We start from the raw sequence: 20,935 nt of genomic DNA on the forward strand, positions 1-20,935 counted from the left end.
CGGCGGAACATCACGAGGTGGTTCAGCATGGCTGTCCCTTGCGTGCCAGCAGCCAGGCTGGCGCGTCCTGCAGGGCCACGGGACGCAGAAAGCGCTCCATCGCCGCGTCACCCACCGAGGTGGTCATGGGCTGGGTCGACGAAGGCCATGGGCCGCCGTGCTGCTGCGCGGCCGTGACGGCCACACCTGTGGGCACACCGGCGAACAGCACGCGTCCCGCAATGGCTGTGGCGCCGCGCACCAGTGCGCGGGTGTCGGCATTGTCGTCTTCCGCACCCCAGAGGGTCACCGTCAGGCTGCCACCCACGGCGTGCAGCACGTCGAGCACCTGCGCGATGGAATCGGCACGCACGATCAGGCTGGAGGGGCCGAACACTTCTTCGCGCAACTCGGTCTTGGCGATGAAATTCACGGCGTCCACCTGGGCCAGGAAGGGCCGGGGCGCCTCGGCGCTGCCGGCTTCCTGCAGCAAGGGCTGCGCACCGGCGGAGGCCATGTGGGCTACACCGGCATCGAAGGCGCTGCGCATGCCCGGGGTCAGCATGGCATGGGGTTTTTGTGTGGCCAGGGCGCTTGTCAGTTGCTGCACAAACGCGTCGCTCGCAGGGTCCTTGAGCAGCACGATCACACCGGGGCTGGTACAGAACTGGCCGCATCCGAGGGAAATCGATCCGGCGAGCACGCCGGCCAGCTCGGCGCCGCGCGCAGCAAGAATGCCGGGCAGGGCGACAACGGGGTTCGTTGACCCCAGTTCGCCATAAAACGGAATCGGGCGTGGCCGCGCGTTGGCCTCGGCCTGCAATGCCGCGCCGCCGCGCGTCGAGCCGGTGAAGGCGCCGGCGGCCATCGCCGGGTGGCGCACCAGACGCACGCCCACATCGGAGCCGCCGCCCTGGATCATGCCGATCAGGCCTGCGGGCAGGTTTTGGGCCTTGAGGACTTGCTGGACCAGGCCAAATGCCCGGTTTGACAACACCAGGTGGCCCGAGTGGGCCTTGACGACCACCGGGCAGCCGGCAGCCAGTGCCGAAGCGGTGTCGCCACCCAGCACCGAGAACGCGAACGGGAAATTGCTGGCCGAGAACATGGCGACAGGGCCCAGCGGCACGCGCAGGCGGACCATGGCCGGGTGACCGGCGGGCGGGGGGCCGGCCACGGCGGGATCATCCGTGGTGGCAAAGGGCACGCCGCGCTCGGCGATATCGGCAAAGCGGCGCAACTGGAAGGCGGTGCGGTCGAGTTCGCCGTTCAGGCGCACCGGACCCAGCGCAGTCTCCTCGTCTGCCACGGCTACCAGTTCGTCCCGGTCAGCTTCCAGCGCTGCGGCCAGCGCGCGCAGCAGTGCTCCGCGGGTGGTGCCGGTACTGGCAGACCAGCTGGCGAAGGTGGCTTGGGCGGCAACGGCCGCGGCGTTGACCTGCTCCGGGGTGCTGGCGGGAAGAGGGGCGCCGAAGGCTTCGCCGGTGCGGGCTTTGAATGATTGCAGGGTGTTCATGGCAATTGAATGGTTCGGGGGCGAATGAAAGAGAGGATCCTGATCGGGACGGACAGGGCATCAGGGCGCTTCATTGGTGCTTGTCTTTGTCGTATGTTAGCGCTAACAGTTTGCCCGAGTATAAGTATAAACACTTGTCCGGCAGGAAAACGGGCGTCAACGGATGGAGGTTGGGCGCATTGCCCGAAAGGTGCACCGTTACGCCCGTTCTTGCGAGCCTTGCCCCCGCAGGCTTCGGGCTGCAAGACGCGCGGTAGGTTGCCTGCCGCATCCGGCCGGAGGTCATTCCGGCTTGATTTTTGCCTCGGTTACGACTTTTCCAGCTAGCCACGTCCTTCGAAGAATGCTCTCAATGGATCGGGCTTGTCGACGGCCAATAAAAAAGCCCGCCGAGGCGGGCTTTGAACGAGCAAGCGTCTTTATTGTCTTTATTTGGATGCTGATGCCGCGGGTGCTGCGGGCGCCATGGGTGTTGCCACTGCTGGCGCAGGCATCGCCGGAGCGGGGGCCGACACGGCTGCGGGCGCCGCCATCGGCATGACCGGCGCTGCGCTGGCCGGGCCGCCATGGAACTTCATCATCAAGGGCACGATCAGCAGCGCCACGATGTTGATGATCTTGATCAGCGGGTTCACGGCCGGACCGGCGGTGTCCTTGTAGGGGTCGCCCACGGTGTCGCCGGTCACGGCGGCCTTGTGCGCTTCCGAGCCTTTGCCGCCATGGTTGCCGTCTTCAATGTATTTCTTGGCGTTGTCCCAGGCACCGCCACCGGTGCACATCGAGATCGCCACGAACAGGCCGGTCACGATGGTGCCCATCAGCATGCCGCCCAGCGCCTTGGGGCCCAGCACGAGGCCGACCACGATCGGCACCACCACCGGCAGCAGCGACGGGATCACCATTTCCTTGATCGCCGCGGTGGTCAGCATATCGACGGCCTTGCCGTACTCGGGCTTGGCCGTGCCTTCCATGATGCCCTTGATCTCGCGGAACTGGCGGCGCACTTCCACCACCACCGAGCCGGCGGCGCGGCCCACGGCCTCCATCGCCATGGCGCCAAACAGGTAGGGGATCAGGCCGCCGATGAACAGACCCACGATCACCATCGGGTCGCTCAGATCAAAGCTGATGGCGTTGCCATAGCCTTCCAGCTTGTGGGTGTAGTCGGCAAACAGCACCAGCGCGGCCAGGCCGGCCGAGCCGATGGCGTAGCCTTTGGTCACGGCCTTGGTGGTGTTGCCCACCGCGTCCAGCGGGTCGGTGATCTCCCGTACGCTGGCGGGCAATTTGGACATTTCGGCAATGCCGCCGGCGTTGTCGGTGATCGGACCGTAGGCGTCCAGCGCCACCACAATGCCGGCCATGCTCAGCATGGCGGTGGCTGCGGTGGCAATGCCGTACAGGCCGGCCAGCGAATAGGCCGTCATGATGGCGATACAGACGCAGAGCACCGGCCACGCGGTGGAACGCATGGACACGCCCAGACCCGCAATGATGTTGGTGCCATGACCGGTGGTGGAAGCTTGCGCGATGTGCTGCACCGGCGAGTACTGCGTGCCGGTGTAGAACTCGGTGATCCAGACCAGCGCACCGGTCAGTATCAGGCCGACGGCGCAGGCGCCGAACAGGCGTATCTGCGTGCCTGAGGCGGCAATCGCGTTGTCAGGCATCAGCCACATCGTGACGAAGTAGAAGGCGATCAGCGACAGCACGCCGGCCACGGCCAGGCCCCTGTACAGCGCCGGCATCACGTTCTTCATGACGGGCGAAGCCTTGACGAAGAAGCAGCCGATGATGGACGCCACGATGGACACGGCACCGAGTGCCAGCGGGTAGACCACAGCGTTGAGCGGGGCAGCCGCCACCAGCAGGGCGCCCAGCACCATGGTGGCAATCAGCGTCACCGCGTAGGTTTCAAACAGGTCGGCCGCCATGCCGGCGCAGTCGCCCACGTTGTCGCCCACGTTGTCGGCGATCACGGCCGGGTTGCGCGGATCATCTTCGGGTATGCCGGCTTCGACCTTGCCCACCAGGTCGGCGCCGACGTCAGCGCCCTTGGTGAAAATGCCGCCGCCCAGACGGGCGAAGATCGAGATCAGCGAAGCGCCGAAGGCTAGGCCGATCAGCGGGTTGAGCAATTCGGCCAGCTTGCGGTCGGGCGTGTAGTTGCCGTTGCCCACCAGAAACCAGTAAAACGAGGTCACACCCAGCAGGCCGAGACCGACCACCAGCATGCCGGTGATGGCGCCGCCGCGGAAGGCGACATCCAGTGCGGGGCCAATGCCGCGGGTGGCGGCCTGTGCGGTGCGTACATTGGCGCGCACCGATACATTCATGCCGATGAAGCCGCAGGCCCCTGACAGCACGGCACCTACACAGAAGCCGATGGCGGTTTTGCCGTCCAGGAAAAAGCCGATCAGCAGGGCCAGGACCACGCCCACAATGGCGATGGTTTTGTACTGCCGGGCCAGATAAGCCGCCGCACCGGTTTGTATGGCGGCCGCGATTTCCTGCATGCGTGCATTGCCGGCGTCCTGGGAAAGAATCCAGCTGCGTGCCCAGAAGCCGTACCCCACGGCAATAAGCCCGCAGACGAGCGCAAGAATGAGCGCTGAGTTGCCTGTCATAGAGATCTCCTTGTTTTTCGCTTGGAGGGGGTAGCAACGCTAGTGTGGTGTGAAACCCCCGCTGCGTTGCTTCCTCGCTGCTTCCAACATGCTTGGAGACGATTGGCCAACTCGCGCAATTTACTGCCAAAACATGACAAATTGACGACCCGTAAGGTATGAATCAGTAAAATGAGGGTAAATCCTGAGTAGCTAAATCCAGCGGTTGACTCCCTCAACCAACGCCGCCTGCTGCAACGTTTCGTGTTCTTGTCTTTCCCTTTCTTTTTATCAACATCAATCGACCATGTCCCTAGATAAAGTTTCTCCCGGAAAAAACGTTCCTGATTCCTTCAATGTGATCATCGAAATCCCGATGAACGCTGACCCGGTGAAATATGAAGTCGACAAGGAGTCGGGCGCGATTTTTGTGGACCGCTTCATGAGCACGTCCATGCACTACCCGACCAATTACGGTTATGTGCCCAAAACCATCAGCGGTGACGGTGACCCCGTGGATGTGCTGGTCATCACGCCCGTGCCGCTGATTCCCGGCGTGGTGGTGACATGCCGCGTGATCGGCATTTTAAAAATGACCGATGAGGCTGGCGAAGACGGCAAGGTGCTGGCCGTGCCCATCGACAAGAAGTGCTCGCTCTATAGCCATTGGCAAAAGCCTGAAGACATGAACCCGTTGCGCCTGAAAACCATCGCGCATTTCTTTGAGCACTACAAAGACCTGGAAGAGGGCAAATGGGTCAAAGTGCAGGGATGGGAAGGCCCGGAGGCTGCGAAGAAGGAAATTACCGACGGCATTGCCAATTACGCCAAGGCGAACAAGGCCTGAGGTCCGGCAACTCACCTGATTGAATTTACCCAATCAAAAGCCAAAAGCCAAAAGCCAAAAGCGCGTGTACCCTCATCGGTACAGGCGCTTTTTCTTTTGGCGGTGATTCCTTTCGATACCAGCGCCGGTGCCGGACCAGCGGGGAAGGCTTCAGACCCTAAGCGTATGCCACCACCTGCTGGTACCAGAGGCGGTTCAGCCAGATACCCCGAGATACTCAGACCACAGCCATGCTGCTGCAGGACTCTGCACATTTTCGGCAAGCCCGCACGCACTCATCCATTTCGCCGATGGCCTCACAGCTGACTGCGCAGGCCGCGCAGATCTCGGCACACAGCACGCAAAGTTTGGGTACGAACTCGGAGCCGCTGAGTTGAAGATTGGCCGATGCCTGGCAGATTTCCGCACAGTTCATCATCAGGCTGAAATGGTCAGGGTCCAGATGCTTGCCGCCGATCTGCAGGCAATGCGTCATGGCTGTCTGAAGGCAAACGTGGTGGCAGTGGGTGCAGGCCTCGATACAAGGCTGCATGCTGGTGATCGTGTGGTCCATGATCGTCCCGCGATTCAGTGCATGATTTTTCATTATTCCCCTTGGGGTTCCCCGTGGCTGGCAGACAGCGTCAACTGCTCTTGTAGGAGCCGGCTGACGTGCCGAGAGCACTGAGCACTGCAATCACCGCCCGTGCGGGAACTTCAGCGATTGCGCGCCGGATCCGGGTAAATCAAGCCGTGGATGCGGCCTTTTTGGCCTTTGTCTTCTGCTGCAAAGGGGTGCCACTGGCCCTCGGCCTGCGCCAGGCGATCTGCGATGGCCCACCAGGCGCTGGGGTTGAGACCCAGGCCAATGTGGCTGGCCACCACCTCGATGTTTTCGGTGTGAGGGTTGTTCGTGCAGGGCGACTGAATGCTGCCTTGCCAGGCCACAATGCCATCGGTGCGCGAATAGATGCTGCTGGTCGGCACCGGCGGGGCGGCGGGCAGGTCGTAGTTTTCAGCCTCGCGCTCAATGTTGCGGCCACTCGCCAGCTCGTAGATGCGCCAGGCATTGGTGGACTTGTGTGAAGCGGAAAAGGGCGTTCCCAATGTGATCACGCAGCGCACCATGTGCGGCAATTCCTTGGCCAGTTCACGCGCGTACACCCCGCCAAGGCTCCAGCCGATCAGGCTCACTTTGCGGCCGTTGGTTTCAAAAGTGCGCGTCAGCCGGGCCCTGGCTTCATCAATCACGCCGGTGCGCGGGCCCAGATTGAAACCCTGTTCCCAGCCCCAGGCCTTGTAGCTGAGAGACTGCAGGTAATGGCGCAGCGGCACGGTGGATACATCGTTGGCCGAAAGGCCCGGAAACACCATCACGGTATGGCCATCACCCTTGGGCGCGCGTGCCAGCAGCGGCCATGAGGGCAGCAGGGCGCCAAATTCCCAGAAGGCACGCAGCTCCAGCGCCAGCAGCCAGGCGCTGGGCGGCGCAATGTCATGCTGGCCTGGGGGGTCTTGTGCGCTGGATTCGCGGGGTGCGGGCTTTTTGCGGGATGTGCTTGCCATGGCTCGAAGCATTGGACGTTTTGGTGTTGTTATGTATGGAAACAGTATCAGGGCGTCTGCTTCTTTTTCCAGAGGGAGGCCCCTCTAACTTGGTTGCGTTGGTCACGTTTACCACGGCAGTTCTGCGGGTTTTTACGGGTGTCTTGACCTTCGTTGGCCCGCTTGCAGTTGTAGCGGATGTTGTACCGGCCATCAATGCCTGCGCTTGCCCGAAAGCATCCTCGATCGCCTTGGCCAGGTCTTGCGCATGCGGCAGCGCTTTCTTGTCACCAATAATGCCGAAATCAACATGGCCGGCGTACGTCTGGATGGTGATGTTGAGTGCCAGGCCATGCATGATGATGGACAGCGGGTGGAAGGTCAGAAAGCGGGCGCCGGCCAGGTACAGGGGCACTGCGGATCCTGGCACATTCGAAATCGCGAGGTTTGCCACCATCGGCAGGTGGCTGGCCAGGCCACTTTTGCCATAGGCATTCAGCGCCAGCCTGGCCGCGCCGCCCACCAGCCACGGCGCCAGCAGCGACGGGTAGTCGGTCGGCAACAGGCCTTTCAAGCTTAGCAGGGAGTCTTTCACCCTGGTGGTGGACGCCATGATGGCATTCATGCGCTTGAGCGGGTGCGTCAGGTGCGTGCCCAACTCCACCAGGCTCATGCTCACCTGGTTGCCCAGTTTGCTGGCGTCGGTAGCGCCATCTTCGCGCAGCGAGACCGGCATGACCGCCACCAGCGATTTTTTGGGCAGGCTGTGGTGCTTCGTGAGGTAATCGCGCAGGGCGGTCGAGCAGATCCACAGCACCACGTCATTGAACGAGCCACCTACCGCCTTGCCCACTGCCTTGCATTCAGCCAGCGGAAGGGTGGCGGTGACGAACACCCGGCCCGAACCGATGCCCGCATTAAACGGTGTGGGTGGCGCCAGCTTCAGCGGCATCTTCGGCCGCACGCCGGTGGCCGAACTGGCAACAGACTGTTTGGCCAGCGTGCTGCCGAAGGTGCTGGCTGCTGCGGGCAATGACCTGGCCACCTTGACCAACTGGCCCAGCGAGCTGGAAAACACCGAGCCGATCATCTTGCCGAGCTTGAGGTCGGCCTCCAGCTTGCGGCGACGGCTCGGGTCGGGCGGGGGCACCTCACGCGGCACCGGGCTGAAGTCCAGCAGGGCGTTGGCCAGCAGCACGCCGCCTTTTCCGTCCAGCGCAGCATGATGGATTTTGGAAAAAAAGCCAGCCACAACCTTACCGCCCTGGCTGGCCGGCAGCATGATCCGGTCAAAAATATAGAACTCCCAGAGGGGAAAGTTGCGGTCAATCAGCTCGCCATGCAGTTGCGCGCACAGCTTGTGCACCTCGGCCAGCGTCATCGGCGCAGCGCCTTTTTTGGCGCTGTCGGCGCGGCGGATGTGAAAGCCGATGTCGACCGAGTCAGCCTCGACCCACAACGGATGACCGAGGTCCAGCGGCATGAACACCAGCTTGCGGCTGAACACGGGCGCCAGATGCATGCGCCTGGCAATATGTTGGGTGACCTCTTTGTGAAAGCTGCCCCTGAAACCGGCCGGTAACTCGCACAGGTTCAGTGAGCCCACATGCATGGGCATTTCCGGCGTTTCGAGGTAGAGAAAGGTCGCGTCGAGGCCGGTGAGGGATTTCATGGTGGTTGTCTCCGTGGGGGACGTTAACCGAGCGCGGCAAGTCGCGGCACTAGGGTTTGCCGTACGCGGGCCTGTCACAAAGGCGCTGGCCCCCGCAACGCAAAAGCCGGTGTCAAAGGCCGCTGACAAGGGAGGAGGACAGCTGCCCCCAACCGTCGCGCCTGTGCGCCTGTATGCAGCGGTTTCCGTCTTTTGTGAAACAAGCTGCAAAAATCGCCTGCTGCTCTTCAGAACCTAGACCATTCCCCCTAGAATTTGCTGCAGCGCAACAAAATCTCTTGCGCATGTTCTGGTTTTCTCCATAATAGAGTCTATGCTGCACTGCAACATAAATAACCCAAACCGGGTTCAGGCAGAGCAGGCATCCCGAATTTCCATTAACCCAGGAGCTATCAATGACCTATACCGCTGAGCAACTCATCGCGACCACCCAGTCCAACGTCGACGCCCTGGAAGGTCTGGCGACCCAGGCTTTTGCCGGATTCGAAAAACTGGTTGAATTGAATCTGTCCGCCTCCAAGGCGGCCTTGGCTGAGTCTTTCAGCAATGCACGTGCTTTGGCCGGCGCCAAGGATCCCCAGCAGCTGCTGGCCCTGCAAGCTGGCCTGTTCCAGCCCCTGGCTGAGAAGTCTGTGTCCTATGGCAATCAGGTGTACAGCGTTGCCGCTGAAACCGGAGCCGTCTTTACCAAGACTTTTGAAGCCAAAGTGGACGAGGCCAAAAAAGCCTTTGCCGTCGCGGTGGACAACATGACCAAGAACGCTCCGGCCGGAACCGAAGCTGCCGTGGCCGCTTTCAAAAGCGCTGTCAGCGCCAGCCAAAACGCCATCGAGACAGCCCAAGGCACGGCCAAGAAGGCCGTCGAATTGGCTGAGTCAAACTTCACCGCTGTGACCAAGCAGGCGGTCAGTGCGGCTACCACCAGCTCCAAAAAGCGCTAAGTTTGAGTTGGGCGTTGATCGCTTCGCGGCAGGGGCGTTGCCCTGTCCAGGCCGTGGGTGTGTGAGCCTCGAAACATCATCAAAAACCCCGCAATCGCGGGGTTTTTTTATTGGCGCGGGCTCCTTGCGTGTTGTCCAGCGATCAGATCGCCGACAGCAACGATGCCGGTCTCAATTTTGCTCAGCATCCGCGAGCAACCCCTGCTCGTCATCGATCAGCCCGGTCACAGGCGCAGCCTTGGCCAACGCCATCCATACGCCGACCGGCAGGGGCTGGCGGGAGCGCCGGGGCGCTGCGCGAGCGACGGTCAGGCGGTTGGCCTCCATCACCATGACGCCGCACTCCAGCGGGATCTCATCGGCAGTGCCAATGGGCCGGCCTTTGGCGTCGCAGCCCAGCACGTACCAGCATTCCCCACCCAGGTCCAGATAGGCTGCGCGCTTTTCGGGGCGGCGAAGGTCACCCAGCAGGTCGGCGCGATGGACCTTGATCTCGTGAACGATGGGGTCCACATACTCCTGCACCGAGGTATTGCGGATCGAGAACACATCGGGGCGTGCCATGCACCAGCGCGCGGGCCCGCCTTCCTCCGCAGGTGGCAGTTGCGCGCGCAGGCCCAGGCCACGCCAGGTGATGCGGCCCGCGCGCACCATCTCGCAGGCCACGTGTTCCACCAGGGCTTCGTGTTTCGACAAAGCCGCACGGTTGCGCACCAGTGTGACGGCGAGATAGGCCACGCCCGTATCGGTGACGCGCAGGGTTTCATGGCCCGCCGGGCCGGCTATGCGCTGCAGCAGGCCGGCGGCCAGCAATTCAATTTCCAGCACATCCTGGCAGGGCCAACCGGCAGAGCGGTAGATCTCGCGCAGGCGCCGGGCATGCGCGCGACCGAGCGGCGCAGGGAACGATGCTTCCAGGGTGGTGGTGGCGATGGCTCCGCCGGTGGACTTGTTTTCTGGCATGGCAGGGGAGGTGTCAATTTTGCCTCGCCGCCAGTGTGTTTGCACGGTGTGGCCAGGACGCAAGGCAATGGGCAGGCTCGCGGCGCCAATGAAATCACGTGCGTCCGGCCGCCACCCCACATGCTAATCTTGGCACTGATTCGTCCCCCTTTCTTCACATGGATTGATCATGGCCATACAGCACGCGGATATCAGGTATACCTCAACCAATCCTGTTGGCTTGGTGGCCCCTGGGCTGCAAGCCCTGCCGGATTCGTCGGACGCCAAAAGAGAGGTTCGGTATGCATAACCACGCCTGGTACTCCCGGTTTGCGAAGGCTGCGGCGCATTTCTGTGGCCGGCCCAGAGTGTTTGTCCTTGCCGTGGCCATCATCGCCGTCTGGGTAGTGACCGGGCCCCTGTTCGGCTTCAGTGACACCTGGCAATTGGTCATCAACACCGGCACCACGATCATCACCTTCCTGATGGTCTTCCTGATTCAGAACACCCAAAACCGGGATACGGAGGCCATCCAGGTGAAACTCGATGAACTCATTCGTGCAACCCAGGGGGCGCATAACGCTCTTCTCGATCTGGAAGAACTGGAAGAGGAGGATCTCGACGCATTCAGAACCCGGTATGAAGCACTTGCAACGGCAGCGAGGGTGGAGTTAAAGCGTGGATTACAGGACACCGGAACGCCAGAGCCCTGAAGCGTCGCGGGTGAAGCATTCTGGAGCGCTCGGAGCGGACAGGCGCTGGGCAACCACAGATTGGCGTGGGCCACTCTGCAGCCAGGTGGTGTGGTTTCAGCCGCGAATCTCGAACCGGGCGTTTCCCATCTCCTTGCCCAGCGGCCTGAACGCAGCCACGATGGCATCGGCCTCGGCCTTTTCCCACAGCGCGATGACCTGTTGCTCCGCCTCGGGGACAGATTCAGTTGGCGTGTCTTCGTTGAGTGTTCTCACGAGCAGGCAGGCCTGCAGCGTGGGCAGCACGCTATCGGGCCCGCCCAGTGCAAATTCAAGGGCCATGCGAAAGCGCAGCTCGGCCGCGCTGCGCTGGGCGGCGCTCAGGCCGGCGGCGTCGACCAGTTTGACGGTGTAGGTGGGGGCGGCAGTAGTCATGGCCAATTGTCGTGTGCGAATAGTGCCATCCGGGCGTCATCCGGGGGCCATCAGGCAGTGTGCGTCGGGCGGGTGCGTCGTCCTACAGTGAAATCACTGGTGTCTGACAGTAAGCGCGCATGCTAGTCTTTATATTGATTTATCCGAATCTCCAAACGATTGATCATGGCCATACAAAATGCAGACCTCAGCCGACCCGACGCCAAGCCTGCTACCCCGGCAGCCCCTGCGTCACAGACTTTGCCGGCTTCAGCGGGAAGACAGCCCGTACCGTCCGGAAAATCCGCCCACGCCTGGCCGTTCATGGTGAGTTCGGGAAGTGAGGCCGGGGCGCAGTGAATGACGGTAATCAGCCGTTACGAGGCCTGCCTGAACGGGCTGCGCCTTTCCAGTTCCTCCATGTAGTTCTCAATACCTTCGCCTTCGCGGGCGAGGAAGCGCTCCACGGCGTCGGCAAACGAGGGGTGTGCCAGCCAGTGGGCGCTGGTGGTTTTGACGGGCAGCAGGGCTCTGGCCATTTTGTGCTCGCCTTGCGCGCCGCCCTCAAAGCGCTGGTAGCCATGTTCTATGCACCAGGCCAGCGGCTGGTAGTAGCAGGCTTCAAAGTGCAGGCAGTCGACGCGTTCCATCGCGCCCCAGTACCGGCCGTAGGCTATTTTGGGTGATCTTTCTACGTCAGATTGACCTGTGGCCCCGGTAGATCCTGGATCAACAGCTATCAAACTTGTAGCTATTTTCCGGCCCCGGCGCTCCGCCACAAATAGCAGCCAATTTTCGGCCATGGTGTCGGCCATGCGCGCGAAGAAGAAGCGACTGAGATACGGCGCATTGCCGTGCTCGTAATAGGTGCGTTCGTAGCACTGGTAAAAGAAATCCCAGTCCTCTTTGCCGATGTTCTTGCCCAGCGACCAGCGGAAGGTCACGCCAGCTTCAGTCACCTTGCGACGTTCCTGACGGATTTTTTTGCGCTTTTCCTGGCTGAGGGTCATCAGGAAGTCATCGAAGTCGCGGTAGCCGTACCTGCCTTCCGTTTGGCAAGATGTATCTCTGGTGCTTGCGGCGCCGCTCTGCGCGGTCGAAGAGGTCGAAAAATTCACCGGGGCTGGAATGGTCTGGGCAGGTTCAGCCCGAACGGAACCGGTTTCAGCGGGGGCGGGCGCGCTTTTGCTTTTGTTCTGCCAGTGAAACTGCACGCTGTGGCGCAGCATCAAACCAGCTTCTTCGCAAGCGATTACGTCCTCGTCCGCAGCAAATAGCAGGTGCAGCGAAGAGAGCTTTTCCTGTTTGCACCAGGCTATCAGCGCCTGGACCAGCAACTGGCGCGCCGCTGCATCGCGCGCCAGCAGCCGCGCGCCCGGCACGGGGGTGAAAGGCGGGGCCACCACGGCTTTCGGGTAATAGGCCAGGCCGTGTTGTTGGTAGGCGTTGGCCCAGGCCCAGTCAAACACGTACTCGCCGTAGGAGTGGGTTTTGAGGTAGAGCGCGCAGGCGCCTGCCAGCCGCTTGCCTTGCCAGAGCGTGACGATGCGGGGCGTCCAGCCGGTCTCGGGTGTGGCGCAGCCGCTCTCATGCATGGCCACCAGATATTCATGGCGCATGAAGGGGTTGATGCCACCGTCCGGACTTTGCGTCATCAGCAGGGAATTCCACTCGCTACCGTCGATCTCCAGCGGTGAATCCAGCACGCGGATGACATAATTGTTTTCAGGCACGCAATCCTCCGTACACCCATGGTTCAGCCGACCCTGAGTTTGTCGCAGGGGCCAGGGGTTGTGTGCATTGATTGACCAAGGCTTCGACAGACTCAGCCCGAACGGAATTTGTTGTTTTCATGACTCTCAAAATCTGCGTTGCCCAATTGAACTACTGCGTGGGTGACATGCCGGGCAATGCGCAAAAAATCATTGACGCGGCCCGCACGGCCTATGCCGGTGGTGTCCGCCTGCTGCTCACGCCCGAGCTGGCGATCTGCGGCTACGCGGCTGAAGACCTGTTTTTGCGCCCATCCTTTATCCAAGCCTGTGATGATGCCGTGAATCTGGTGGCACGTGAGCTAGCCGGGTTAAAAGGCCTGACGGTGGTGGTGGGCACACCCACCGGTGGTGACAATGGCAAAGGCCTGCGCACCAAGAGCGTGGAGGTGCAGCAGCGCCACAATGCCGCCCGGGTACTGCGCGAGGGCCGGGTGCTCCAGACCTACGCAAAGCGCGAGCTACCCAATTACCAAGTGTTTGATGAGCGCCGCTACTTTACGCCGGGGCAGGGCGTGTGCGTGTTTCAGGCGGGGGACGGGGCAGACGCCATCAGCGTCGGCCTGCTGATCTGTGAAGACGCCTGGTTTGAAGAGCCGGCGCGGCTGGCCCAGGCGGCTGGCGCCGAGGTCTTGGCTGTCATCAATGCCTCGCCGTTTCACGTGGGCAAGGGCGGCGAGCGCGAGGTGATGATGCGCAGCCGGGTGCTGGCTACTGGCCTGCCATTGGTTTATGCGCATCTGGTGGGTGGCCAGGACGAGATTGTGTTTGAAGGCCATTCGTTTGCGCTGCAGGCCGATGGGGCGCTGGCCGGTCGGGCTGAAAGCTTCAAGGAAAATCTATTCTTGACCGAGGTGGAGCGTACATCAACAGCGATTAAGTTGATAGCAAATATCGAGCCCGGGCGGAGCCATGAGGCTGACTTGTGGGATGCCCTTGTCCTTGGTGTCAGGGATTACCTGGGAAAAAATGGCTTTCCGGGCGCGATTCTTGGCCTTTCCGGCGGCATCGACTCAGCGCTGGTGCTGGCGATTGCCGTGGACGCGCTGGGCGCCGACAAGGTGCGTACCGTCATGATGCCGTCCCCCTACACGGCTGACATTTCATGGGTGGATGCGCGCGAGATGGCGCAGCGCCTGAAGGTGCGCTATGACGAGATTTCCATCGTTCCCGAGTTTGAAGCTTTCAAGGCTTCGCTCGCCCATGAGTTCAAGGGGCTGAAGGAAGACACGACCGAAGAAAACATCCAGGCGCGCATTCGCGGGGTATTTTTGATGGCGCTGAGCAACAAGTTTGGCTCCATCGTGCTCACCACCGGCAACAAGAGCGAAATGGCCACCGGCTACTGCACGCTGTATGGCGACATGGCGGGCGGTTTCGCGGTGATCAAGGATCTGGCCAAGACGACGGTGTTCAAGCTGGCGCGCTGGCGCAACGAAAATGACCCGTATGGCACGGGCGCCAATCCGATTCCCGAGCGCGTCATCACGCGGCCGCCGAGCGCCGAACTGCGCCCCGACCAGACCGACCAGGACAGCCTGCCGCCCTACGAGGTGCTGGACGCGATTCTGGAGCGCTACATGGAAAACGACCAGAGCGTCGAAGCCATCATTGCAGCCGGCTTTGAGCGTGCGGTGGTTGAGTGCGTGGCCCGGCTCATCAAGATCAACGAGTACAAGCGCCGCCAGGCTCCGGTAGGAATCCGGGTCACACACCGGAGCTTTGGCAAGGATTGGCGCTATCCTATTACCAGCAAATTTCGCGCCTAGGGCGGGCCTTGGTGGCCTGCATTGGCGCTACATTCAAGGCAGTAGCCAATATTCAGAATTCAGAACCAACGGAGATCTTTCAGTGAAACAAATTACCGCGATCCTCAAGCCCTTCAAACTGGAAGAAGTCCGGGAGGCCCTGGCCGAATGCGGGGTCACGGGCCTCACCGTGACCGAAGTCAAAGGTTTTGGTCGCCAGAAAGGCCACACAGAACTCTACCGCGGCGCCGAGTATGTGGTCGACTTCCTGCCCAAGGTGAAGGTGGAAGTGGTTGTGAAAACCGACGACGTGGAACGCTGTGTGGACGCCATCGTGCGCGCGGCACGCACCGGAAAAATCGGTGACGGCAAGATTTTCATCACCGCCGTCGAGCGCACAGTGCGCATCCGTACCGGTGAAGAGGACGAAGCGGCCGTCTAACCGGCTCCCAGGCTCGTCACTTTGTGTGCTTCGCTGCCCCTCGAGGGGTAAGACTTGCTCGAGGCGGCTCTTCGCTGCTCGCTGCGTTCGGTGACTGCGGCGTTTTGCCCGGCAGCTTTAAATCTGGTCTAGCCGTGCGGTGGTGGCCGTCATACCCGCCGCTTGCACCAGTTGCCGGAGCAGCGCCTGCGCGTCGCTGCCGGTGCAGATCAGTTCCATCTGCCAGTCACTCATGAAGCCGCTTTTGACGGCAGAGTCCAGAAACGCCAGCAGGCTGTTGTAATGGCCTGCCATGTTGAGCAGGCCCACGGGTTTGTCGTGGTAGCCGAGCTGGCGCCAGGTCCAGACCTCGAAAAACTCCTCCAGCGTGCCGATGCCCCCCGGCAACGCCAAAAATGCATCGGCATGCTCGGCCATGATGCGCTTGCGCTCATGCATGGTGTCCACTATGTGCAGCTCCGTGCAACCGCTGTGGGCCCATTCCTTTTCCACCAGCGCCTTGGGAATCACGCCCAGCACGCGCCCGCCCGCGGCCAGTGCAGCGTCTGCCATGATGCCCATCAGCCCATTGCGGCCACCACCATAGACCAGTTGGCCGCCGTGCCTGCCTATCCAGCTGCCGACTTCACGTGCCACCACGGCAAATTCAGGGGTATTTCCGGGCCGGGAGCCGCAGTAAACGCAGACGGAAAAAGCGGGTTTCAGGGTGCTGGAATTCATGCTGCAAATCGCTGAAGCAGGGCCAGCGCCCAGGTGCCCGCGCAAAGCAGCAGGCTGAGCAGCACGGCCGCGCTGCCCATGTCCTTGGCGCGCTTGGAAAGGTCATGCCACTCGGGACCAATGCGGTCAATCGCGGTTTCAATCCCGGTATTGAGCAACTCGACAATCATGATGAGAATGACCGTGCCGGCCAGTAAAACGGTTTCGACCCAGGTTTGTCCCAACCAGAAGGCGGCTGGAACCAGCACTATGGAGGCAATGGCTTCCTGGCGAAAAGCCACCTCGTGCCAGCCGGCGCGCAAACCGGCGACAGAGTAGCCCAAGGCGTGCCAGACGCGGGAGAGGCCCTTGCGGTGTTTTTGAGGGTTGACCGGTTCGTCGGTGGTCACGTGAGGGCTGGAGCTGGTCGCTGCGGAAGCTGAAAACTGGACTGGTTGGGACATGGGTGCATTGTGTCGCAGCTTTGTGGCATGTTGATGTTAGGACGGGTCGGAAGCTACAGGCCGGTCTTTTGGCTTGCGCTTGCCTTCGTGCTTCTCTTCACGTTTTTGTTTTTCGGGCGCCACCCAGGTCACCAGCCTCGTGCCGGCCCAGGCGTCGTGCCAGAATTGCCGCTCCGGATGAAAGCGCGCCAAAATCGCCCAGATGGCAACCCAGCCCAGCGTCAATACGCCCCCTTCCGCACCCGAGAGGCCCAGCAGCCAACTCGCGCCGAGCGGCGGCAGGAACCACAGCCAGCTCAGCAGATAGCGCAGCAGGGCGCGTCGCTGGGTGATGGGAGCGCCGTTCACATCGACCACACGGATATTCCAGGTCTTCATGGCAAGCGTCTGGCCTTTGGCCCAAAACCAGACGAAGTAAATGCCGAAAATGACAAAAACAAAGGCCTGCAAGGCATGGCGATTGTCCAGCGCATTGCGCGTCTGGCTCAGCGTGCCGAACAGATAGCCGGCAATGAAGACCACCCCGAACATCAGCAGGCCTTCATATAGCCAGCAGGCCATGCGTCTGGGAAGTGATGGTATAGGCGTCGGCGTGTTAGCCGGAGTGTTGGATACTATCAATTTTATAGCGCAAAGTAGTTGCCTCAAAATGGCTGTGGCATCGATTGTTAAATAACCTTGGCCAGTCTGCGCACTGGCTGGTTGTCAGCGCTGGGGTGCGGTACCGGGCCGGCCGTCGGCGGCTTCAACCGGGCGCGGTGCCAACGGGTTGCCGGCCGCCGTCGGTGGTGGAGGCATGATTTTAGGCGCAGGCTTGGTCACTGGCTTGTTGGGATGGGGCGGAACGGCGGCGAGTTTCTGTCGTGCCACCGGTTTGACGGCCGTGGCGGCACCGGTGGGCTTGGGACTGGCCTTGGCGGCCAGCTTCTGTTTTTCCTCAGCGCTCAGGGCCTGGTAGGTCTCCCACTTGGCTTTTTTCTCCTCCGGCGTCAATTGCCCGGACAGCTCCCTGGTTTTGCCAAAGTTGAGCCGCGCTTGAGCCCGCTGCTGGGGGCTCAGCATGACCCATTCATTCATGCGGCTGTGCATGGTGGCTTGGCCTTCGGGAGGCAGCGAGGGGTAATTTTTGGAGATTTCCAGCCATTTGCGCTTTTGCCCGTCATTGATGGTGTTCCAGCTTGAAGCCAGCGGCTTGAGTGCATGCTGCTGCATGGGCGTGAGCTCTGTCCAAATAGGGCGAGAAATGGTGGCTGGCTTGACTTGGGGCGGCGCCACGGATGGCTTGCCGGTTACAAGTGCGCTGGCGGGGGCTGCTGGCTGGGCTGTTTGGGCAAAACAGAAGGGGGTCAAGGCCATCAGGCCGCTTACCAGCAACCCAAGCGACAGCAACTGCAGCCCCAAAGCCCGGCCACCCGGCGCTTGGCGTGTCAAATAGGGAGGAGGGTTGAAGGGCTGTTGGCCGTGTAAGACTGCTTGCGCGATCATTTTAGCAATGGGGAAGTCGGGGCTTAGCGCGTAGCCTTGAGAAACTGGACGAACCCGGGATCGGCGAATGCGTCGGGTGGTAGTTCATCGGTCAGCAGAGCCACGTCAACCTCGGCCAGTTCCTGGGCGCGGTTGTCGTCTTGAATCGAATTGATGACCAGCAAACCGACCACCAGCGCGATGAGCGGCAGCACTGAGGCAATACGGGACCACCAGTTCAGGCCGTCATCAGAAGAGCCCCAGGTGAGCGTGGCGGCACCGCCAGCATTGACAACGTTGCCGGCGGTTTCGGTTTTTGCGATTTTTCGCTGGAAAATCGCTTGGGCGCGGGCCGCACGCAGGCGTTCAGAGATATCGTAAGGCAAGTCTGCTGCCCCAGAGGACAGGTAAGAAGCAATTTTCAGGCCAAAACGATCCTGCAGGATATTGGCTCTTTTTTGTAGTGAATTGGTCATAGTTTTATCCCTTTGGCGCTCAATGCTCTACTGAGGGCCTGAACTGCGCGGGAACAGTGTGTTTTCACACTGCCTTCCGAGCAACCCATGGCTGCAGCCGTTTCAGCCACGTCCATCTCCTCCCAGTAACGCATCAGAAAGGCTTCCCGTTGACGGCCGGGCAGTTCCTTGACTTCCAGTTCGATTTCTCGCAATATCTGGGCCCGCTCCGTGGCATCCTGGGCGCTCTCCGTACCCTCAGAGTTGGTCAGGGCCTCTAAAGTTTCCAGAAGATCGAAATCTCCGTCTTCACCCGGCGATTCGAAGTCGCTCATGTTCGAAAACAGTGCGTTTCGAGTCTTGCGACGGCGAAACCAGTCCAGGGTGGTGTTGGACAAGATGCGCTGAAACAGCATGGGGAGTTCGGCGGCAGGCTTGTCGCCATAGTGCTGCGCCAGCTTCATCATGCTGTCCTGAACAATATCCAGGGCGGCTTCTTCGTCCCGTACGTGATAAACGCTGCGCTTGAAAGCGCGCTTTTCAACGGTTTTCAGGAAGTCAGAAAGTTCTTGTTCAGTTGCCAACGGTATGGGGTTCCGGTTTGTCCAGCACTGTCATTATTGTGGTTTGCGGATACCGCCTAAACATGCCTGCCTGGCATGCATCTCAAGGATTCAGCCCCAAAATTATCGCATCAGGGTACCCGCGCATAGCCCTTGGCCGGCACTTTTTCAGCCGTTGCTGCTATTGCGCAACGCGAAATGTCATAATACGGCTTGCAATTCAAACGGCAAACGGGTCATGGCTCGGCGGATTATGTTTCTGCTTATGGTTCTGGCCTCAAGTCTCAACGCTGCTTCACAAGAGTGGGCGAAGAGGCACCCAAGGTATTTCGTTAGAGAAATTCACAAAGGTTCATCATGGAAGTCTCCAAGGCGGAAATTGCTTCCGCGGCAGCCGCGTCTGCCAACACAAACGCAAATTCTCAAGAACTCCGGGGCGCAGAAATCCTCGTGAAGTCGCTTCAGGCCGAGGGTGTCAAGTACATCTGGGGCTATCCGGGCGGCGCAGTTCTCCACATCTACGATGCTTTTTACAAGCAGGACTCGATCCAGCACATCCTGGTGCGCCACGAACAGGCTGCGGTGCATGCGGCCGACGGTTATGCCCGTGCCACGGGGGATGTCGGTGTCGCGCTGGTTACCTCCGGCCCGGGCGTAACCAATGCCGTGACCGGCATCGCCACGGCCTATATGGACAGCATCCCGATGGTGATCATCACCGGCCAGGTGCCAACCCACGCTATTGGCCTGGATGCTTTTCAGGAGTGCGACACCGTCGGCATTACCCGTCCTATCGTCAAGCACAACTTCCTGGTCAAGGACGTGCGCCAGATGGCCGACACGCTTAAAAAGGCATTCCATATCGCCCGCAGCGGCCGGCCGGGCCCGGTGGTGGTTGACATCCCCAAAGACGTGTCGTTCAACAAGACGCTGTACACCGGTTATCCGCAGAGCGTCGAAATGCGTTCCTACAACCCGGTGCGCAAGGGACATGGCGGGCAGATTCGCAAGGCACTGCAACTGCTGATGTCGGCCAAGCGGCCATACATCTACACCGGTGGTGGCGTGCTGCTGAGCAATGCCTCGCAGGAGCTGCGCACGCTGGTGGACATGCTGGGCTATCCCTGCACCAACACGCTGATGGGGTTGGGCGCCTATCCGGCCAGCGACAAAAAGTTTCTCGGCATGCTGGGAATGCACGGCACCATTGAGGCCAACAATGCGATGCAGCACTGCGATGTATTGCTGGCAGTAGGGGCTCGTTTTGACGACCGCGTGATTGGCAACCCCAAGCACTTTGCGCAAAACGAGCGCAAGATCATTCATGTCGACATCGACCCTTCGAGCATTTCCAAGCGCGTCAAGGTCGATATCCCCATCGTGGGCGATGTCAAGGACGTGCTGACCGAGCTGATCAGCATGATCAGGGAGTCCGGTCTCAAGCCCGATGCCAATGCATTGGGCGGCTGGTGGGACACCATTGAAGGCTGGCGCAAGCGCGACTGCATGAAGTACAGCATGGGCAAGGGCGATGTGATCAAGCCCCAGCATGTGATCGAGACGCTCTGGAACCTGACCAAGGACGCCGATACCTACATCACGTCGGATGTGGGCCAGCACCAGATGTGGGCCGCGCAGTACTACAAGTTTGACGAGCCGCGGCGCTGGATCAATTCGGGTGGATTGGGGACCATGGGCGTCGGCATTCCCTATGCCATGGGCATCAAGCTGGCCAAACCCGACTCCGAGGTGTTCTGCATCACCGGGGAGGGCTCGGTGCAGATGTGTATCCAGGAGCTTTCGACCTGCCTGCAGTACAACACGCCGATCAAGATCGTGTCGCTCAACAACCGCTATCTGGGCATGGTTCGCCAGTGGCAGGAAGTGGAATACGCCGGGCGTTACAGCAGCAGCTACATGGACGCGCTGCCCAATTTCGTGAAGCTGGCCGAAGCCTATGGGCACGTCGGCATGCTGATCGAAAAACCGCAGGATGTGGAGCCAGCGCTTCGTGAGGCCCGCAAGCTCAAGGACCGCACGGTGTTCATGGACTTCCGCACGGATCCCACCGAGAACGTGTTCCCGATGGTGCAAGCCGGCAAGGGCATTACGGAAATGCTGCTGGGCTCTGAAGACCTGTAAACCCGCACCGTTCTATTTATCAACCGTCAACTGACGAATCTATTGTCTGCCAA

21 protein-coding genes are annotated in these 20,935 nt (G+C 60.9%); 7 read left to right on the forward strand and 14 right to left on the reverse strand.

Annotated features, from left to right (window positions below; genetic code table 11):
• Window positions 1–22: 22 nt before the first annotated feature.
• Together BPRO_RS11420 and BPRO_RS11425 are read right to left on the reverse strand one after the other, a co-directional pair.
• On the reverse strand, window positions 23–1,495 hold the full coding sequence (locus BPRO_RS11420) for an aldehyde dehydrogenase (NADP(+)) (RefSeq protein ID WP_011483219.1): 1,473 nt from the start codon (window positions 1,493–1,495) through the stop codon (window positions 23–25).
• Window positions 1,496–1,923: 428 nt separating this feature from the next.
• Complete coding sequence (locus tag BPRO_RS11425; RefSeq protein ID WP_011483220.1) at window positions 1,924–4,122, reverse strand: sodium-translocating pyrophosphatase; 2,199 nt, start codon at window positions 4,120–4,122, stop codon at window positions 1,924–1,926.
• Between the two features lie 286 nt (window positions 4,123–4,408).
• On the opposite strand from BPRO_RS11425, the gene ppa reads away from it, so the two are divergent.
• Window positions 4,409–4,948, forward strand: coding sequence for an inorganic diphosphatase (ppa, locus tag BPRO_RS11430; RefSeq protein ID WP_011483221.1), 540 nt, complete (start codon window positions 4,409–4,411; stop codon window positions 4,946–4,948).
• A 217-nt stretch (window positions 4,949–5,165) separates the two neighbouring features.
• Here ppa and BPRO_RS11435 read toward each other — a convergent pair whose 3' ends face one another.
• From BPRO_RS11435 to BPRO_RS11445, 3 genes are all read right to left on the reverse strand, one after another.
• The gene (locus tag BPRO_RS11435) at window positions 5,166–5,501 is read right to left on the reverse strand and encodes a four-helix bundle copper-binding protein (protein ID WP_011483222.1); all 336 of its coding nucleotides are present in this window, start codon (window positions 5,499–5,501) and stop codon (window positions 5,166–5,168) included.
• 143 nt (window positions 5,502–5,644) lie between these two features.
• A complete protein-coding gene (locus tag BPRO_RS11440; protein ID WP_011483223.1) occupies window positions 5,645–6,493 on the reverse strand; it encodes an alpha/beta hydrolase in 849 nt (282 codons plus the stop codon).
• Complete coding sequence (locus tag BPRO_RS11445; protein ID WP_011483224.1) at window positions 6,423–8,144, reverse strand: wax ester/triacylglycerol synthase family O-acyltransferase; 1,722 nt, start codon at window positions 8,142–8,144, stop codon at window positions 6,423–6,425. The genes BPRO_RS11440 and BPRO_RS11445 overlap by 71 nt, the downstream gene beginning before the upstream one ends.
• A gap of 395 nt (window positions 8,145–8,539) precedes the next feature.
• On the opposite strand from BPRO_RS11445, the gene BPRO_RS11450 reads away from it, so the two are divergent.
• Window positions 8,540–9,085, forward strand: a complete 546-nt coding sequence (locus BPRO_RS11450) for a phasin family protein (protein ID WP_011483225.1) — start codon at window positions 8,540–8,542, stop codon at window positions 9,083–9,085.
• Window positions 9,086–9,256: 171 nt separating this feature from the next.
• Here the strand turns inward: BPRO_RS11450 and BPRO_RS11455 are convergent, their stop codons facing one another.
• A complete protein-coding gene (locus BPRO_RS11455) occupies window positions 9,257–10,048 on the reverse strand; it encodes a hypothetical protein (RefSeq protein ID WP_011483226.1) in 792 nt (263 codons plus the stop codon).
• A 295-nt stretch (window positions 10,049–10,343) separates the two neighbouring features.
• On the opposite strand from BPRO_RS11455, the gene BPRO_RS30905 reads away from it, so the two are divergent.
• Window positions 10,344–10,463, forward strand: coding sequence for a hypothetical protein (locus tag BPRO_RS30905; RefSeq protein ID WP_369794706.1), 120 nt, complete (start codon window positions 10,344–10,346; stop codon window positions 10,461–10,463).
• A complete protein-coding gene (locus tag BPRO_RS11460; protein ID WP_369794708.1) occupies window positions 10,411–10,740 on the forward strand; it encodes a low affinity iron permease family protein in 330 nt (109 codons plus the stop codon). Before BPRO_RS30905 ends, BPRO_RS11460 begins: the two co-directional genes overlap by 53 nt.
• A gap of 96 nt (window positions 10,741–10,836) precedes the next feature.
• Here BPRO_RS11460 and BPRO_RS11465 read toward each other — a convergent pair whose 3' ends face one another.
• Together BPRO_RS11465 and BPRO_RS11470 are read right to left on the reverse strand one after the other, a co-directional pair.
• On the reverse strand, window positions 10,837–11,154 hold the full coding sequence (locus tag BPRO_RS11465; RefSeq protein ID WP_011483228.1) for a hypothetical protein: 318 nt from the start codon (window positions 11,152–11,154) through the stop codon (window positions 10,837–10,839).
• 356 nt (window positions 11,155–11,510) lie between these two features.
• Complete coding sequence (locus tag BPRO_RS11470; protein ID WP_011483229.1) at window positions 11,511–12,866, reverse strand: GNAT family N-acetyltransferase; 1,356 nt, start codon at window positions 12,864–12,866, stop codon at window positions 11,511–11,513.
• A 119-nt stretch (window positions 12,867–12,985) separates the two neighbouring features.
• On the opposite strand from BPRO_RS11470, the gene BPRO_RS11475 reads away from it, so the two are divergent.
• Both BPRO_RS11475 and BPRO_RS11480 read left to right on the forward strand, forming a co-directional pair.
• The gene (locus BPRO_RS11475; protein WP_011483230.1) at window positions 12,986–14,674 is read left to right on the forward strand and encodes an NAD+ synthase; all 1,689 of its coding nucleotides are present in this window, start codon (window positions 12,986–12,988) and stop codon (window positions 14,672–14,674) included.
• An 82-nt stretch (window positions 14,675–14,756) separates the two neighbouring features.
• Window positions 14,757–15,095 (forward strand): P-II family nitrogen regulator, encoded by a 339-nt coding sequence (locus BPRO_RS11480; RefSeq protein ID WP_011483231.1) that lies wholly within the window; start codon window positions 14,757–14,759, stop codon window positions 15,093–15,095.
• A gap of 117 nt (window positions 15,096–15,212) precedes the next feature.
• On the opposite strand, the gene BPRO_RS11485 is transcribed toward BPRO_RS11480, so the two are convergent.
• The 6 genes from BPRO_RS11485 to BPRO_RS11510 all read right to left on the reverse strand — a co-directional run bounded on the left by BPRO_RS11485 (window position 15,213) and on the right by BPRO_RS11510 (window position 18,761).
• The gene (locus tag BPRO_RS11485) at window positions 15,213–15,815 is read right to left on the reverse strand and encodes a TIGR00730 family Rossman fold protein (RefSeq protein ID WP_011483232.1); all 603 of its coding nucleotides are present in this window, start codon (window positions 15,813–15,815) and stop codon (window positions 15,213–15,215) included.
• Entirely contained in the window at window positions 15,812–16,258 is a 447-nt protein-coding gene (locus BPRO_RS11490; RefSeq protein WP_011483233.1) for a diacylglycerol kinase, read from the reverse strand. The genes BPRO_RS11485 and BPRO_RS11490 overlap by 4 nt, the downstream gene beginning before the upstream one ends.
• A gap of 36 nt (window positions 16,259–16,294) precedes the next feature.
• A complete protein-coding gene (locus tag BPRO_RS11495; RefSeq protein WP_011483234.1) occupies window positions 16,295–16,819 on the reverse strand; it encodes an RDD family protein in 525 nt (174 codons plus the stop codon).
• A 144-nt stretch (window positions 16,820–16,963) separates the two neighbouring features.
• Window positions 16,964–17,470, reverse strand: a complete 507-nt coding sequence (locus BPRO_RS11500) for a DUF3106 domain-containing protein (protein WP_232291526.1) — start codon at window positions 17,468–17,470, stop codon at window positions 16,964–16,966.
• A gap of 296 nt (window positions 17,471–17,766) precedes the next feature.
• Window positions 17,767–18,198 (reverse strand): DUF3619 family protein, encoded by a 432-nt coding sequence (locus BPRO_RS11505; protein WP_011483236.1) that lies wholly within the window; start codon window positions 18,196–18,198, stop codon window positions 17,767–17,769.
• Window positions 18,195–18,761, reverse strand: a complete 567-nt coding sequence (locus BPRO_RS11510; RefSeq protein ID WP_011483237.1) for an RNA polymerase sigma factor — start codon at window positions 18,759–18,761, stop codon at window positions 18,195–18,197. Before BPRO_RS11510 ends, BPRO_RS11505 begins: the two co-directional genes overlap by 4 nt.
• Before the next feature lie 336 nt (window positions 18,762–19,097).
• Between BPRO_RS11510 and BPRO_RS11515 the strand changes: the two genes are divergently transcribed.
• Complete coding sequence (locus BPRO_RS11515; protein ID WP_011483238.1) at window positions 19,098–20,882, forward strand: acetolactate synthase 3 catalytic subunit; 1,785 nt, start codon at window positions 19,098–19,100, stop codon at window positions 20,880–20,882.
• Window positions 20,883–20,935 lie beyond the last annotated feature (53 nt).

This window comes from Polaromonas sp. JS666 (assembly GCF_000013865.1).
Lineage (GTDB): Bacteria > Pseudomonadota > Gammaproteobacteria > Burkholderiales > Burkholderiaceae_C > Polaromonas.

Bases quoted from the DNA above. Each gene is read 5' to 3' on its own strand.
- BPRO_RS11420 (WP_011483219.1), bottom strand. From the start codon at position 1,495: ATGAACACCCTGCAATCATTCAAAGCCCGCACCGGCGAAGCCTTCGGC.
- BPRO_RS11425 (WP_011483220.1), bottom strand. From the start codon at position 4,122: ATGACAGGCAACTCAGCGCTCATTCTTGCGCTCGTCTGCGGGCTTATT.
- ppa (WP_011483221.1), top strand. From the start codon at position 4,409: ATGTCCCTAGATAAAGTTTCTCCCGGAAAAAACGTTCCTGATTCCTTC.
- BPRO_RS11435 (WP_011483222.1), bottom strand. From the start codon at position 5,501: ATGGACCACACGATCACCAGCATGCAGCCTTGTATCGAGGCCTGCACC.
- BPRO_RS11440 (WP_011483223.1), bottom strand. From the start codon at position 6,493: ATGGCAAGCACATCCCGCAAAAAGCCCGCACCCCGCGAATCCAGCGCA.
- BPRO_RS11445 (WP_011483224.1), bottom strand. From the start codon at position 8,144: ATGAAATCCCTCACCGGCCTCGACGCGACCTTTCTCTACCTCGAAACG.
- BPRO_RS11450 (WP_011483225.1), top strand. From the start codon at position 8,540: ATGACCTATACCGCTGAGCAACTCATCGCGACCACCCAGTCCAACGTC.
- BPRO_RS11455 (WP_011483226.1), bottom strand. From the start codon at position 10,048: ATGCCAGAAAACAAGTCCACCGGCGGAGCCATCGCCACCACCACCCTG.
- BPRO_RS11465 (WP_011483228.1), bottom strand. From the start codon at position 11,154: ATGACTACTGCCGCCCCCACCTACACCGTCAAACTGGTCGACGCCGCC.
- BPRO_RS11475 (WP_011483230.1), top strand. From the start codon at position 12,986: ATGACTCTCAAAATCTGCGTTGCCCAATTGAACTACTGCGTGGGTGAC.
- BPRO_RS11485 (WP_011483232.1), bottom strand. From the start codon at position 15,815: ATGAATTCCAGCACCCTGAAACCCGCTTTTTCCGTCTGCGTTTACTGC.
- BPRO_RS11490 (WP_011483233.1), bottom strand. From the start codon at position 16,258: ATGTCCCAACCAGTCCAGTTTTCAGCTTCCGCAGCGACCAGCTCCAGC.
- BPRO_RS11495 (WP_011483234.1), bottom strand. From the start codon at position 16,819: ATGGCCTGCTGGCTATATGAAGGCCTGCTGATGTTCGGGGTGGTCTTC.
- BPRO_RS11500 (WP_232291526.1), bottom strand. From the start codon at position 17,470: ATGCAGCAGCATGCACTCAAGCCGCTGGCTTCAAGCTGGAACACCATC.
- BPRO_RS11505 (WP_011483236.1), bottom strand. From the start codon at position 18,198: ATGACCAATTCACTACAAAAAAGAGCCAATATCCTGCAGGATCGTTTT.
- BPRO_RS11515 (WP_011483238.1), top strand. From the start codon at position 19,098: ATGGAAGTCTCCAAGGCGGAAATTGCTTCCGCGGCAGCCGCGTCTGCC.